At 54.5% G+C, this 16252-nt stretch carries 9 protein-coding genes; 2 read left to right on the top strand and 7 right to left on the bottom strand.

What is annotated here, in order from left to right; translation table 11 throughout:
* From ACP5D4_RS17510 to ACP5D4_RS17520, 3 genes are all read right to left on the bottom strand, one after another.
* Positions 1-2473, bottom strand: a 2473-nt coding sequence (locus tag ACP5D4_RS17510) for a glycosyltransferase family 2 protein (RefSeq protein WP_428012903.1), incomplete at its 3' end; no start/stop codon positions are given.
* Positions 2474-2993: 520 nt separating this feature from the next.
* Complete coding sequence (locus tag ACP5D4_RS17515) at positions 2994-6434, bottom strand: CHAT domain-containing protein (protein ID WP_428012904.1); 3441 nt, start codon at positions 6432-6434, stop codon at positions 2994-2996.
* Positions 6435-6711: 277 nt separating this feature from the next.
* A complete protein-coding gene (locus ACP5D4_RS17520) occupies positions 6712-8184 on the bottom strand; it encodes a phosphoglucomutase/phosphomannomutase family protein (RefSeq protein ID WP_428012911.1) in 1473 nt (490 codons plus the stop codon).
* Between the two features lie 355 nt (positions 8185-8539).
* Here ACP5D4_RS17520 and ACP5D4_RS17525 point away from each other — a divergent pair, with 355 nt between their 5' ends.
* Positions 8540-11164 (top strand): right-handed parallel beta-helix repeat-containing protein, encoded by a 2625-nt coding sequence (locus tag ACP5D4_RS17525; protein WP_428012905.1) that lies wholly within the window; start codon positions 8540-8542, stop codon positions 11162-11164.
* Positions 11165-11272: 108 nt separating this feature from the next.
* A complete protein-coding gene (locus ACP5D4_RS17530; RefSeq protein WP_428012906.1) occupies positions 11273-11701 on the top strand; it encodes a response regulator in 429 nt (142 codons plus the stop codon).
* Between the two features lie 97 nt (positions 11702-11798).
* On the opposite strand, the gene ACP5D4_RS17535 is transcribed toward ACP5D4_RS17530, so the two are convergent.
* From ACP5D4_RS17535 to ACP5D4_RS17550, 4 genes are all read right to left on the bottom strand, one after another.
* On the bottom strand, positions 11799-12770 hold the full coding sequence (locus ACP5D4_RS17535) for an aldo/keto reductase (RefSeq protein ID WP_428012907.1): 972 nt from the start codon (positions 12768-12770) through the stop codon (positions 11799-11801).
* A 59-nt stretch (positions 12771-12829) separates the two neighbouring features.
* Positions 12830-14017: a DUF4336 domain-containing protein gene (locus tag ACP5D4_RS17540; RefSeq protein WP_428012908.1), complete on the bottom strand. Its 1188-nt coding sequence runs from the start codon at positions 14015-14017 to the stop codon at positions 12830-12832.
* A 226-nt stretch (positions 14018-14243) separates the two neighbouring features.
* Positions 14244-15506, bottom strand: coding sequence for a glutamate-5-semialdehyde dehydrogenase (locus ACP5D4_RS17545; RefSeq protein WP_428012909.1), 1263 nt, complete (start codon positions 15504-15506; stop codon positions 14244-14246).
* Positions 15506-15919 carry a hypothetical protein gene (locus ACP5D4_RS17550; RefSeq protein WP_428012910.1) on the bottom strand — a complete coding sequence of 138 codons (414 nt, stop codon included), beginning with the start codon at positions 15917-15919 and terminating at the stop codon, positions 15506-15508. Before ACP5D4_RS17550 ends, ACP5D4_RS17545 begins: the two co-directional genes overlap by 1 nt.
* Between the last annotated feature and the right edge of the window lie 333 nt (positions 15920-16252).

The raw sequence follows: 16252 nt of genomic DNA on the forward strand, positions 1-16252 counted from the left end.
CTAAAAAATCGAGAGTTTCCCAGGTTTCCGATTCAGACAACTCTCCTTGAGAGACGTTGGATTCCGGTTGAGTCTGGAAAAGTTGAGGAGTTTCCGAAATTCTCGATTCAGACAACTCTCCTCGAGAGACATCTCGTTGGGATGGATTTTCGATAACCCCCGGATTTTCCGAGACTCTTAGCTGAGAAAAACCTTGTCTCGAGACAGAAGATTCAGGCTGAGTTTCCAAAAACCCCGGAATTTCCGAAACTCCCCATCGAGAAAACCCTTGTCTCGAAATATCGAATTCCGGTTGACTCTCGACAAACCCCGGAGTTTCCAAAACCTCTCCGCGACAGACATCAGACATCGCCTTCACCCACCGCGACGCTACCAGATAGAGAATTTCCCAAGACGAAGGTTTCCGAGACAATCCCCACAACACCCCGATTTTTCCCGATGGCGTTGACGAAAACTCCCAATCCAGACGATGCTGATGCGTCGAAAGTGCAAATTTCAGCAGTCGCCACCGTTTCGCCAACACTTCCGAAAAATCCACATCTATATAATAGAGAGGCGCAAAACAGACATTGAGAGAAAACCCCATCGCCGCCTCTCGCCACACCGCAGATTCCGGATTTTCCGTCACCGCCTCCAACAGCGTCTCCGTCAACCGCCGCAACCGCCGAAAATAGACTTCTCCTTCTCCCACCTCTCGCCATTGGGGAAGTTGCGACGTGGCGAGTGTCACGTAATCCCCCAGCAACCACGAGGGAATTTCCGCCAGCGACATTTCAAACCGTCGCCACCGCATTTCCAACAAACCCCTCGCCGCCAGGTTTACCGTTTCGGGAAACTCCCCGATTTCCGAAACTGTCGCTTCCCGAAATACCGCGTCTCGCAATCCGCGAAAATACAACCGCTGCAACTCCGACGCCGACACCTGGGGAATCAAGCGACACAGCCAGCCTTCCCAATTCGCCAATTCCCCCAACGCCAAACTCCGACATACCGCTTCCAACCGCAACCGAGGCGAAAATCGGGAACTTTCTACCACCTTCTTCAGCAACGCATCCTCGTCGAAACCCCCTTCTACGGCGTGGCGAAATGTCTGTTGGCGGGGATGAAGCCGAAAATAGGATAGCGGCGTGTCTAAAAATCCCACTTTAAACCGCGTTAGAATCCGCCACCACATTTCTACATCCACCAGTTGACGCAATTCCACATCGAAGTTTCCCACGGTTTCAAAGGCGGATTGGCGAATTAATACTGCTGTGGGTTCTCCGATTTTATTGATTGGCGATTCGAGGAGTTGATAATCTTCGAGAAGTCGGCTTCCTTCTTGAATCGATTCTAAGGTTGTCCATCCACGATGAACGTCGTGACAAATTTGATAAACCTCCATCAATTCGGGGATGGTGTCGGCGTTGTCAGATAGGAGTAAAATTCGGGGTGCAAATACTAAGCCGATGTCGCTGTCAGATTCCGCCAATTCCACCATCGCCTCGATACAGCGGGGAGATAACACATCGTCTTGAAACAGAAACTTGATATATTTTCCCGTCGCCATCTCCAGACAGAAATTCCAATTTCGTACCATTCCCAGACGGGAGTTGCGAAACAGATGCAGTGGCGTTTCCGACTTGTCTCGAAACGCCTCGATAATCTTTACCGTCTCGTCAGTCGAACCGTCGTCAGCGACGATTATTTCTAAATTTAGATATGTCTGTTTTTCGACACTCGCTAACGCTTCGGCTAAAAAACGGCTTCCGTTGTAAGTGGGAATGCAGACGCTTACCAACGGCTGAGACGACATCGGTGTTTTTGATAATCTCAAATCTTCCTGAAGTCGCCGCTGAAATTGTCGTAACTGTTGGGGTAGCACATCCATGCGAGGCTTTTCCCGCATCGTTTCAGATTCTTTTTCTATGAAAAATTGCAGCCAGGGAGATTTGTATAGACTTCGATGCTTTTGATAAATGTAGGAAAATAGCTTTTCTGGATTTTCGGGGATATTACAAGTGTTCGCCATCGAGTCGGAACGCATCCGGTACTCGAAGAGAACCTCAGAACCTTTGTTGAATTTCCAATTTGTTGGCTCTTCGCCGTTTAGGGTGACAGAAAAACTGACTTCACGAGATTTCAGGGGTTTTGGCTCTCGATTCTCCAGGTATTTGTATTTTGCTATACATTTTCCCCCGCAAACGGCGGAGACCCAATTTGTTTCGGCGACACTTCGCCAAAACGTCCAGTCTTCATAACCGAGGTTTGCGGGGATTTCTGTATCGCAGCCTCCCACCTCTCGCCATATCTGTTTTCGGAATACCGCGCAGGCGTCGCTATAATTGCCATGAAGCAACGGTTCTAAATTGAAGGGGAAAATGCGATGGCTGCGATCGCGTTTTTTTAAAACTAAAACATCGCTATAGATGACGCCAGCGCAGGAAGTGCGATCAAGGATTTCGATCGTTTTTTCGATATACTCGAGACGCATGCGATTGTCGGCATCGAGGGGTAAAATAGATCGTACTCTGGCTGCTTGAATTTGTCGAGAGTTTCGTTTTCCGTCCATCCCCAATCTGACTAGCCGCCGTCTTGAGAATGACGACTGGCGACGAGCATCCGAGGCGGATACCTCAGAAAATCAGCGATGCGACGAAAGGGATTCCAAAATGCTGCATTCCGGTAACGACGAAAACTTGGGCGTTCGGTCAAACCTCTCTCTCTAGGCGCACAATTTCCCCATTATAGTTATAGGATAACACAACTTTCGCGAATGCAACAGCATTTCAAAAAAACTTAACCTTTTATAGGGATAAAAAACCGAAGATTTCCAGTTTCAACTTGTGATTGAACACACAGGATTTCCAAGGTTAAAAAATCCGAGAAAAGCCCCGATGCGATCGCCGCTTTTAACCACCCGTCATCCACGTCAAAAACCGAGAGTACCCCCCTAACTTTAACCCTTAAATCTCCCTCCGTGTCCTCTGTGCCTCTGTGGTAAGCTCCCACAACTACCACGGACTTCCCACTAACATAAACGCCGACCAATAATAAGGATGCGCGAAAGACTTATCCGAAACCCGTTGAGAAATCGCATCCGGTAACGAAACCGTTCCCCCCAACGTCACCAACTCTCCGTTTTCGACTCGAACCTCTTCCCGCAACATGGCCAACTGCGTTTGACGTAACGCTTCAGCTTTAATCGACGCCGTTTTCAACTGCGCGTAAAACTCCGCCATCAACCCCAACGTGCCGTCGTCGCTGACGTACCAAAAACTCCCCAACGCCGTTTTCACCCCAGCGGCTACCGCCAACCCTGCAAATCCCAACTCAGCGTCTTCACTTCCCACTGCCGTCCGACAGGCACTCAATACTAATAGTTCCACCGGGGGACGGCTCCAATTTAACTGACGCAGGCGATCGAGCCGTAACTTCCTGTCCCACAATTGAATATAAGAATTATCCGCTTCCCCTTCCAAAAACTCCCCGTGAGTTGCCAAATGAACGATACCGTAAGGGGTTCGTTCCCGCTGTGATCGAAGGTTCTCCAAGGTAAACGCCTCGTTGAGAAAGGCCGCTCCCGGCCATAATCGCTCTGCAATGGTCGTCACCTCAATCGGCACCGCCGGAAGCGGACTCAAGGCGGTTTCGGGGTCGAACTGTGCCGACCCCATGGCCAACACCTGTACGTCGTGGATATCGGCGTATTCCGTATTCGTCAAACTCAAACTCGGCATCAAGCCGACACTGTAAGATTCGATGAGAAAGCCGTTTCCGTCGAACAACGCCGCCACGGGAAGCGTCCGCAACCTGGACGGCATGACGAAGGTCAAATTCTCGATTTCGCGATCGTTCAACACCCCTTCTAACGGACGAATCAACCAATCGTAAAGCTGCTTGGCTTGAGTCAGGTATCGATCGCTCCGCCGCAGGCGAGGGTTCGTCAGATTGCCTCGAAACACCAACGCCACCGCCTCCACCCGTTCCCGCGTCGCCTCGGGAACCACCACCCGAAGCGGGGGTTCCGACGGCGTAACCACGAGGATTTCCAAGACTTCCCGAACTGCCAATCCCTCGAGATTCAACACCGCTTGTTTGGGCGGCGTCGCCTCCAACCCTGCCGGAACGAACTGTGCGTACACCAAAGCCGGTTTGACCCCCGTTTGTCGTTCGATACGTCCCAAAATCTCGCGAGTTTTGGCCAAACTCACCTCTGGAGAGGGTGGGAGTCCCAAATAGTTTGTATAGTCTTGGGTATAGCGAATTTCCGGGTTGACGACTTCTGCCATCGTCGTTAGCGGAATCTCCAACGGCTTCTCGGGAATTCGCTGCAACCGTTCGATATCCTCTTCCGCCTCCGTCGTATCTGTCGTATCCGTTGTATCCGTGGTATCTGAGGGATTGGGGATATCCGGCGGCGGCGTGGGGGTCACGATGGTAATGTCCCCTTGCGTCACCGTTCCCGCAGGAGCGATAAAGGTGGGGTCGATGGCGTTGGCGTCCGCTGTCAAACTGCCTTGGGTTCCGTTGGTGGTGGAGTCTCCGACGATAAACGAGGCGGTGTTGTCCGTCAGTTCCACTCGAATCGCCCCCCCCGCGATGGAACTGGTATCGTCACTGACGATTCCCGAAGAGACGAAATCCGAGACTCGTAGGCGACGGTGTTTGAGATCGATCGATCCTCCCGAAACCGCTCCCCTGGCGTCGATGGAGGCCATCTCCGCATCGCCGAGAGACGAGAGATCGATCGATCCTCCGCTTTCGGCCAACCCTTCTGCGTCTACGTTTCCCAAACTCAAACTCGTTCCCGCTGAAACCTCGATATCTCCGCCCTCAAGTCCCGTAGCGATGATGTTCTCTGCCGTCACCGATGCCGTTTCGCTGACTATCGAGATATCGCCACCGCCAGAAAACAGCGTTCCCGCCGTTACCGCTTCCTGAGAAGCGATCGTAATATCGCCACCGAGTTCCAATCCCGCCGTATTGACGTTTCCTAAATTAATAGAACCGGGAGCCTCTAAAATGACGACCCCCCCTTCAATTTGGTCCGTCGCCGTATCCACATCTCCGATATCGAGGGTTCCCGGCGTCGTCGGCGAATCTGAAAGCGTAAAGTCCGGCGAGGCTCCTGTAGGATTCGACGCTGCCACTCCCGCCCGTAAAATGAGACTGGGTAGCGTGGTTAAAATTTCCAAATCTGGGTCGTTGGGGAAACTGCCACTCAACGAAGTATCCGGCGAGGTAATCGTAATATTTCCCCCCGAAATACTGCCTCCCGCCTCGATTTTCAACGCCGCTCCCGTATAATCGCCGAAGGAGACATCGCCAACCGCTAAAATAATCGGGTCGAAGAGACTTTGTAACGATGCCGTTCCTAGAACGCGAAAATCGCCACCGCTGCGGAAATGGGAATCCGTGGAAACGATACCGTTTCCGAGTAAAACCAAATCGCCACCGCTAACGAGAGGTGGGGTGTCGAGATGGTTTAAGGCTAAAATATCCAGGGTTCGATCGCCCCAAATTTGGAGAGTGTCTCCCGTTTCGATCTGTAACGGCGTGGAGGAGCGATCGCGCAACCGAACCGTTTCCCCCACCAACGACAACTCCCCCGAAACCCGTACCGTACTAGAATCGACCTCAACCGTTCCCCCCGCCACCTGTACCGAATCCGCCGCGATATCGGCCTGAGAGAGCTTCACCGTCTCTCCCCCCGTCAGCAATTCCGGAAGCTGTAGCGGTGTCAGGGAAGACACCGAAGCCGGAATTTCCAAACTCAACAGAAACCCCGGCTGACTCACCCGCAAGCGATTCCCCTCAGCCACCGCCGTCACCACCAGACGACCCGCCGCGAGGCGATTCGTCGCCGTCACCGTTCCGCCGAGGAACCCCAAGGTTTCCCCCGAGTTCACGGATAAATCCGCCTGGCTGAGAATCGTTCCGGAACTGTCGAACCGAAATTCGTTCGGCGTTCCCACCAACGCCGTATAATCTGGCGTTCCCACCGCCTCGAACCAACCGCCATCAAAGCCAATTCCCGAGGCGGTGGTGGCGAAGAAGGACGCCGGAAGGTTCAACTGTGCCTGGGGTCCGAAGAGGAAACCGGAGGGATTGAGGAGAAACAGGTTAGCCGAACTGCCAGTCAGTTGGAGAATACCGTTAATTTGGGAAGTACGGCCGCCGACAATGCGTCCGAAGACGTTTTGAATCTCGGGAGAGGTGAGGAAATTGGCTCTTTCTCCCGCCTCGAGGTCGAGTTGTTGGAAGCTGTGAAAGAGGTTGTCTCCGTCGTTGGAAAGACGACCGCCATCGATCTCGTAGCGATTTCCGGAAGGCGTCACCTGGGTTCCAGTTCCGTCGTTGGCTGGAACCACCGATTGAGACCAACTGATTTGAGGAAATCCCCAACTTGCCAACAGAGCCAGCAGCAAGTAGGAAGTGCTGAGAGGAGGCAAGCCTACAGGGGATAAAAACCGTCGATTTGGAGTGGAATCGACTAAATACCGCCTCTTTTCTCTCCTCATTGCCTCGTCACCTTTGCTGGCGTACAACAATTCTGAAACTCTTGAAACCCTGACTAGGCAAGAGTTTTCGTGAATCCGTCAATTTAATTGGGAGCTGAAAAGACGAAGGAACTCAAAGATACTTCGATCTGTATACATACTTTCGCTAATTTGTCAACAGCTTGCAAAAAAAATATACATCCCATCACCTCATCACCCCCTTATCCCCTCACCGCTCCACCTCTTTCGCCCAGGACTTCGCCCAATCGAGGGTCGATCGCACCTGTTGCAAATCGGGCGCTTCGCAGTAGAGTCGTAATACGGGTTCCGTGCCGCTAAAGCGGACTAACAGCCAGCTTCCGTCGTCGAGGCGGAACTTGTAGCCGTCGGTGGTTTGACAGTCGGTGACGGCTTTTCCGGCGATTTCCGTCAGAGGTTGAGATTCCAGTCGATCGACTAATTTCGCTCGAACGTCCATATTAGCCAGGGGCAAATCGATGCGATCGTATTCCGAGACAAACCCCGTTTTTTCCTGCAATTCCCGATAGAGGGTACTGAGGTCTTTTCCTGACTGCACCACTGCCTCGAGGACATAGAGAGCCGAGAGCAGGGCGTCCCGTTCTGGGATGTGGGTATTGTAGCCGATGCCGCCGGATTCCTCGCCGCCGAGCAGTACGTCCGAACTCAGCATTCGATCGGCGATGTACTTAAAGCCGATGGGGGTTTCGTCAACCGACAAATCGTAGAGCGCGGCCACGCGAGGAATCAAATCCGACCCGCTGACCGTCTTGACAATTTCCCCAGAAAGTGCTTTTCGTTTCGCCAAATGTTCGATGAGGATGGGGATGAGGGTTTGCGAGCTGAGGAAATTACCATCACCGTCCACCGCAGCGATGCGATCGCCGTCGCCGTCGAACACCAGTCCCACCGAAAGCCCCTGAGTTTCCCGACGGTGGGTTTTAATCTGCTCGAACAGCCCGGCCAGATTGCGGGGGAGGGGTTCCGGGGAGCTACCGCCGAAGAGGGGGTCGCGATCGCCGTTAAGTTCCCGCACCGGGGCGTCGAGGATTTTGAGCAGACCTCCCGAAGCCGCACCGTGCATCACGTCAGCGAACACCGTCAAGCGTCCCGACTCCAGTACCTTACGAATACCGTCAATATCGACCTTCGTGCGTAAATCCGCACAGAAATCCGTCCAAGGGTCGAAAGATTCGATCGATCCCACCGACTCCGCCAGCAGAGAATCTTCCGAATCCAAACGGGCCTCGATTTGCCGCGTCACCTCCGGCGACACCGAACCGCCAAAAGCGCCTTTAACCTTCAGCCCCAGATATTGCGGCGGGTTGTGACTGGCGGTCATGACAATGGCCCCGAGGGCGCCGTAACGATGAGCCGCCCAACTGAAGGCAGGGGTAGAGGCGTAAGTTTGAGCCAGAAGGACGTTATAACCGGCGGCGACGAGGGCATTGGCAGCCACCTGAGCGAAATCCTCTGCCATAAAGCGTCGATCATAACCAACAACGATCGACTTCTTCAACCGAGCCTCCTCGCCGTAAGTCTCCTCCAACACTCGAGCCGCGATGGGGGCCACGCGAGCCACCCGTTCAAACGTAAAATCGGCAGCGATCGTACCGCGCCAGCCATCCGTCCCAAAGCGAATCGGAGGAACCGAAAACAGAAGAGAATTAGGGTGAGCCACGATCGTACTTAACCTCTCAAACACAACGCATCGGGGGATCGGGGGGTCGGGGACGAGTCGTCGTTGCCGCCGCCACCGGGAATTTAGCAGGTCCCGAAGAAAATCGATCGCTCTGCCAGAACGGAGTTATTTCATAGCGTTCGGCAACCCAACAGTAATCTAGCACGTCGAGTTAACGTGCATGTTAACGTGATAGTGCCTCGATCGCGACCCCAGACGCCTATCCAGTCGGGCATCGGACAACGAAGTCCGTCATCACCGTCACCGTCGCGGTAATAGAGCCAACCATCCGCACGCCCCGCCGCGTGTTAGCAACCGTGTGTCTCGCTGTTTTTCTCGATGTGAGGGAGTGTTTCCAATGGCTGAAATGGGTCTCAACGTTACCCTAGACGAAAACGACAACGAATTTGCTGCCACCAACGCCAACGATACCGTCTTCGGCCTAGGGGGCAACGATACCCTCTACGGATTGTTCGGCGACGACGTCCTCTCCGGCGACGACGGAGACGACCTCGCCTTCGGAGGCGGTAACAACGACGCCATGTCCGGCGGGAACGGCAACGACTTCCTCTTCGGCGAAGACGGCGACGACGCCATCGGCGGCAACGACGGAGACGACACCCTCTTTGGCGGTCTCGGCAACGACTTCCTGTCCGGAAACACCGGCAACGACCAGCTTTTCGGCGAAACCGGAAACGACCAGCTTTTCGGCGGAGCCGACAACGATTTCCTCTACGGCGGTCTCGGCGACGACATCCTCCGGGGAGAAACCGGCGACGACACCCTCGACAGCACCGCCGGAAACAGCGTACTCGCCGGCGGAGAAGGCAACGATATCCTCCACGGCAGAACCGGCCGCGACACCCTCTTCGGCGGCGTCGGAGACGACAGCATCAACGGCGGCGTCCAAGACGACCTGATCTATGGCGAAGACGGCAACGATCTCCTCGGCGGCAGTCAAGGCAACGATATCATCTTCGCCGGACTCGGAGACGATACAGTATTTGCCGGAAAAGGCGACGACCAAGTCAACGGCAGCGAAGGCAACGACTTCATCTTCGGCGACATCGGCGCCGACCTTCTCACCGGGAACAACGGCAGCGACACCATTTCAGGAAACGCCGGGGCGGACGCCATCTTTGGCGGGGCCGAAGCCGATATCCTCGTAGGCGGCCAAGAAGACGACACCCTGTCCGGAGATAACGGCGACGACATCGTTAACGGAGACGCCGGAAACGATGTCATCTTCGGCGGCGAAGACAACGACAGCCTCTCCGGCGGAGAAGGAGAAGACGTCATCGCCGGGAACACCGGCGACGACACCCTCTTCGGCGGCGACGGCGACGACACCCTCTTCGGGGGTAAAGGCAACGATCGAATTCTCGGAGAAGGGGGCAACGATACCGTCAGCGGCGGTGCCGGAGCCGATATCTTCGCCCTCATCGCCGAAGAAGGCAGTGCCGACACCGTTCTCGACTTCAACACCGCCGAAGGGGACAAACTGCTTCTCGGCGGCGGATTAAGGTTCGACGATATCGACATCGAACAGGGCAACGGCTTGAACGTCAACGATACCATTATCCGCCGCAGCAACTCCGACGTAGTTTTAGTCGTCCTCAAAGGCGTTCCCGCCAGCAACATCACCGAAGAAACCTTCTCCCCCAACATCGACATTCCCATCGACGACGGCGGCGACGACGGCGGCGACGACGACACCAACGACGACGCCAACCTCACCGCCACCCCCAAACTACGGGGGGCAGAACTCCTCGTGGCCGACCTGGCCGGAGACATCGGACAAGTGGCAGCCCTCGACGCCACCAGCTTCACCGTTACCACCGTCGAAACCGACAACGGCGACACCGTTGAAAACGCCATCACCATCGACAGCAACGGTAACATCAGCCTCACCGACACCGGAGAAAGTACCCTCAACGACGCCGACGTAGAATATATCGACGTCAGCATCTCCACCGACACCGACAATTCCGGCACCGTTCGCATCTACGGCAGCATCGCCGACGCCCTCCAAGACGACGAAATCGGCAACAACGACGACGTCAGCGTCGGCGACGCCCAGGATACAATTCGCATCGCCATCGGCACTTACGAAGACAGCTTCGAGATTAGCCAGTCCGTTACGCTCCTCGGCGCCAACGCCGGACTGGCCGGCAACGACGACGGCCGGGGAGACGAAGCCAGCATCACCGCCACCGTCGAAATTTCCAGTGCCGACGTCACCCTCGACGGTCTCGAATTCACCGCCGACCTCAACGCCGACAACACCGGAGATAACTTAGTGGTGCAAAACAGCGTCTTTAGCGGGGCGGGACTCAGCGTCCAACCCAGCCAAACCCGCACCGGCGTCCAGATTTCCGACAACCAATTTACCAACGTCGAAGGCACCGCCATCGACCTGCAAAACCTCGAAAACGCCACCGTCAGCAACAACGACATCGATATCAACGACGCCTCCGCCAGCAGCGACGGCATCGCCGCCGAAGACATTACCGGTATCAGCATCTCCAACAACACCATCGCCGTCCCGGCCGACGGCGGGTCGGGGATTCAAGTCACCGGGTCGACCGATACCGCCACCCCCGCCAGCGACATTACAATTTCGGGGAATACCATCGAGGGCGAGGGCGATGCCGGAACCGCAGATACCGACGGCGGCATTACCTTACGAGACGGAAACTTCACCAACCTCCGCCTGACGGACAACACCGTCAGCGGTTTCAGCGGCGCCAATACCACCGGGTCGTTGTTGTTCGTGCGCGGTACGGAAGTCCCCGACCCCGAGGAACTGACAATTACCGATAACATTTTGGCTGCCGACGACCCCGGCTTTTCCGTTTACAGCAATACGGCCGCCGGAGAAGCCTCCAGCATTATTCTTAGCAATAATTTCTCCGAAAGTGGCGTCGCGTTAGCGCAAGATAACGTAGCCTCTGCTGGAAATACCGATTTCGTCCTTGCCTAATTTGGCGAGGAACGCATCAATTTCCGGTCTAGTCGATCGAGTTTCCCGGTGTACAGTAGAAATTGTCTTTTTAGACCTAAGCCCCAACGTCGCACCGGGAATCCCTCGGTGTCTTTGCCTCGAACCTGCATCATGGACGTGCAATTTAGCGAACAGTACCCGTTACGAATTCTGTTAGCAGAAGACAATCGGGTCAATCAAAAGGTATTGCTCCGACTGTTAAAGCGGTTGGGGTACGAGGCAGATGTCGCCAACAACGGCAGAGAAGCTGTCGAACTCGTGCGTCGTAGAGCCTACGACGTGGTGTTGATGGATATTCAAATGCCAGAAATGGACGGTCTCGAAGCCACTCGTTGCATTTTCGAGGAGTGGTCTCCTGACGAACGTCCCCACGTAATTGCTGTCACCGCCAACGCCATGCAGGAAAACGAGGAGGCTTGTCGAGAACTCGGCATGAGCGATTTCATCACCAAACCCGTCAGCCTCGAGGCTATCGTTTTGGCGTTGCGCCGCTGCCAACCGATTACGGGACGGTGATGAGGTGAGGGTACGATCGAGATGATGGGATGATGGGATGATGGGGTCATGAGGACAAGGAAGAAGCCCTTACCTGCTGACTGGTCCGGGAAAAACCTCATCGGGTTTGGAAGTTGTTTTGAACCATTGTTTTGGGAACGCCAGCGGCGGCTTTGTCGAGTTCGGCCACTTCTCCCGTGTCGAGTTGCCATCCTAATGCACCGATGTTTTGTTGGGCTTGGCTGAGGGTTTTGGCGCCGGGGATGGGAATAGTGCCTTTGGCGATGCACCAGTTCAGGGCGACTTGGGACATGGTTTTTTGGCGCGATCGAGCGATCGCCTCCAAACAGCCCAACAGCGGACGCGCACCGGGTAAAATTTGCTTGAACAGCACTCCCCGCAACCCTCGGGGAAGTTGTTTTTCTGAATATTTCCCCGTCAGCATTCCCAAGGCGAGGGGACTATAGGCAATCAGTTGAATTCCCAGTTCGTGGCAAAGGTCTTTTAATCCCAATTCGGTGACGGGATAGGTTGAAAGTAGAGAATATTGAACCTGTAACGTTTGGATGGGAACGCCTCGATCGCGAAATCGGCGATATACTTTCTGCAATCGTTTCGGTCCGTAATTGGACAGTCCCACGCCTTTAACCCAACCGCGATCGACCAAATCCGCCAACCCGTCCAGTAACGGCGGTTCCTGCCAGGGGGCGTAATTGGCGGTAGACCAGTGCATTTGCACCAAATCGACGTTTCGCCCCAACCGCTGCGCCGACGCCTCACAAGCTGAAATCATCGCCTCTCGCGTCAGTCGCCAGGGAAAGGGGGCGAGTTTGGTGGCAATACAAATACTGTTGCGGTTCGCTGCCAGACACTCCCGTGCAAATCGTCCCAACAGCGTCTCGCTGCGTCCGTTCAACCGCCCCGTACCGTAGGAATCCCCGGTATCGAACAGGGTCACACCGTTTCCGACGCAGAGGTTAAACACGGCTTGCAGTTGGGAATCCATGCTTTCGTCGTATCCCCACAGCAGGCGGTTTCCCCAAGCCCAGGTTCCGCACCCCATTTTCGGTAAAGTCAGCGTTTGTGGCATATCTTTCCTCATCACCGCATCATCCCCTCACCCCATCATCCCACCACCGCATCGCACCATCAAACCCGTTCCTGGGCAGGCGGAACCAACCCGCTTCGGTTCAACCTCGCATCGAGAGTTCGCAGCAGTTGTAAATCAGTTTCGGGTAAAGATCGATCGCACTGGGGATATTTTTCCAAAAACGAGAACGCCTCGCGAAACTGTTGGGGCGTGGCGGAAATCGGAGCGTCGAAGTGACAGGGAACGATACGCTCGAAGCCCCAGCACGATACGCGATCGCACCAATCCAAGGTTTCCTTGGGCGCTCGGTTGAGAATCAACGTCTGTAACACTGGGGCGACAAAGGGGCGCCCCCCACTGCGCAACGCCTCAAACGAGCGATACCAATCCGGTTTCCACAGAAAGGGAAACAAGCCGAAATAGCCCCGCCGCGATCGATCCTTAGCTTTCACCGACTCCCGAAACACCTGCCCCCAATTGCGCGTTTCCAGAACGCTAGGCTGAAAATAAAAGGCAAACAGACAAATCCGCTGCCAACCTTTACGACGGTTTTCCGCTGTATCTGCAAAGTCGTCTTCGGCGGTATCTCTGGCGTGGAACAACAGCGGATAGGACTCGTACTGAACGATCGCCGGAGGGTCTTCCGGTACTGAGACAATGGTATCGGTGAGCAACAGCGATCGCGATCGACGATCGAACAGAGCCACCTCTTCAAAGGTCCCGGTTCCCAAATTCACCGGCCCCAAAATCTCGTAGTCGAACTGACTCCCAAACGGCGCGTGACTGGCTTCCTCGGGCAAAATAAACGTGCGGTTTTTGGGAAATCCCAACCAACTCAGGGGCAAATTGAAGGGAAAACTCCACTGACTCGGCGCGATATACACCTTCGCCTGGGGAAAACACCGCGCGAAGGGTCCGACGAACACCTTATGTTCTAACCCCGACGAAGTGGGGAAGATAATATACTTCACCTCGCCATGTCGCGCCACCAGTTCGTTGAGGAGGCGCAAACATTCCCGAGTGGGGGCGACCGGGGCATATACCAACAATCCCCCCTCGTCGAGTTTCACCACCGTCATGCGAATGGGGACGGTGACGTAGAAAATGCCTTGCAGTTGGTCGAAGGTCCATACCGCATTGTTGACGACCTCGTGACGGAGGGTGCGCCGTTTGCCGTAGGGATAAATCGGTAGCGTCGGCCAGAACTGCCAAATTAAGTCTTTTGCGGATTCCCGTGCGTTCCTCATGGCCTAGGACGAGTCGATCGAGAGGATAACTGCTAGAACTTCTAGTGTCTCACAACGATGCCGCGTCTCGCGTCAACCTCAACGGCGAAACGACTTCAGATCGATGCTGTTTTTCTATTGACAATACATCTAAAATGTGATAGTTAATCGTTTTTCTATCGAACCACAAAGGACAGGAGAGAGGGAGCTTTTTCAGGAACGAGTGAAGACCGTTATCAATTATCAATTATCCCTCGTGTCCTTGAATGACGTGCTTCACGCGCGTCAAGGCTTCTAAACTAATAAAACCGCGATAGTGTCCCATTTGATTGGACATTCCCAAACAGATGGTATTTCCCGATTTGGGAAGTCGAGAAAATCGGGGAGAAGCGTTAATATACACCGAGGCACTTTTAACGCCGAGGGAAAACTCCGTGCTTTCGCTGTAGGATTCCGTCACCAAACAATCGGCGTGACCGCTACTGTATTGGTTAATCCAAAAAATGCCCAATTCCAAACTATCGACCCTTTTAAAGGCGATAGTTTTGGTCAAATAGGGTTGACTCCATTCGCTGCTATCAGCCAGCACCAAATCGGGATATTCTTCAACTAAGCGTTCGTCACCGCGAATTTCAAATCCTTTTTCCCGTAAAGTATTCCACAAACTCACCAGAGAAGAGGTTTTTTGTTCGGGAGAAACGAGGATTTTTTCAATGGCGTTGACGGGGTCGGGATCGCTACAATGACTGTCGAGGACGATCGATCGCACCGCGTCCAAACTTCCCGTCGGCGACCAGTAGAGATAACAGTTCCCGATAGCCGCCCGCAACACGGGAACGGTAGCTTTTTCCACAATGGGTTGAACCAAACTCGTGCGACCGTAGGGAATGACTAAACTAAGATAGCGTTCCTGACTGACGAGTTCGCGAATGGAGGTTCCCACGTCCGCCGGAAGCAGTTCGATGCAGCCGGAGGGGAGGTCGGTATCGGCGAGGGCGTCTTGGAGGGCGCGGGCGATGGCTGTATTGGACTGACTGGCTTCCGTACTACCTTTGAGGACGATACTGTTGCCCGTTTTCAGACACATTCCCGCCGCGATCGCCCCCAGTTCCGGAAAGGCTTCGTAAATCAGCGCGATCGCCCCGAGGGGCATCAACTGACAGTAGGTTTGCGCCTGTTCGACTTGTAACGGCGTGTTCGTCACGCGGCGAATGGGGTCAGAAAGCTCCCCGAGGCGTTGCAAGATGTTCGCCGCTGTTTGTAGCCGTTCTGGGGTCAATTTGAGCCAATCCAGCAACAAATCGGGGACGGCCATATCGCGACTGGCCTCAAGGTCGAGGGTGTTCGCTTCGAGGATATCGTCTTGACGGTCGCGCAACGCCTCCGCCATCCGCAACAGCGCGTTCGATCGATCGACGCTTTTCGCGTTCGCCAGTCCCAACGACGCTTGATAGGCGCGACGCGCTGCGGTGATAGGATTGTCGCAAATTTCCAGAGAATCAGTTGTCATCAGGAATCACGCCGATAGGCCAGCCACACTAAAAATGCAGGCAAAATTGCCAAGAGAACCACTAGGATAATCCAGGGAATTGTATTCGCTCCCACGGGCAAGCGCAACGCCAAGGGCAGCCAAATAATCGCCAGAACCAAAATGACGCCTAGGGCGAGGGGGAGATAGGTTTCTTTCAAACCCGACCGCGCCCGCGTCCACTGAGTCCCCGTCCAACGCCACACCTGTTTGTAGGGGTAATGGGTGGACAGTTGTTCGATAGAGGTTCCGTTTTCGTCCAAGACGAAAATTTGTTGGCAGCGATCGCAGCCAAAAGCATCTGTCAGCGCGATCGGCTTCAGACGACCGGGACGACGACAGGGACAGGGATACTCTCGATCGATCTCGATCTTTTGAGCTTTGGGGGAGTACACCAGCAGCCAAACCTTCAGAAGCAGTTTTCTTCAGTCCGACGACCCACGTACAGATTGACTGACAGGTCGAACAGACAGACCGTCGCGAGTTCAACGCAGTCTTATTTATATTGTCCACACTCGGAGCGCGATCGAACCGGAAAAGTCCCTCACCACAATATGACTTTGACGGAATTCTCCGGTCTCGCCACCGATTTTAACAGACTCTTTTGAAACCAACCGGATGGGAGAGGATGAGGTGATGAGATGATGAGATGATGAGCTGAAAGTCTTCCCCTCATCCCCTCATCGAAAATTTTGGGTTTGAAACCCCGCCCTTCTAGGGCGGCTTTA

The sequence above is a fragment of the Baaleninema sp. genome (genome assembly GCF_049974805.1).
Lineage (GTDB): Bacteria > Cyanobacteriota > Cyanobacteriia > Cyanobacteriales > Geitlerinemataceae > Baaleninema.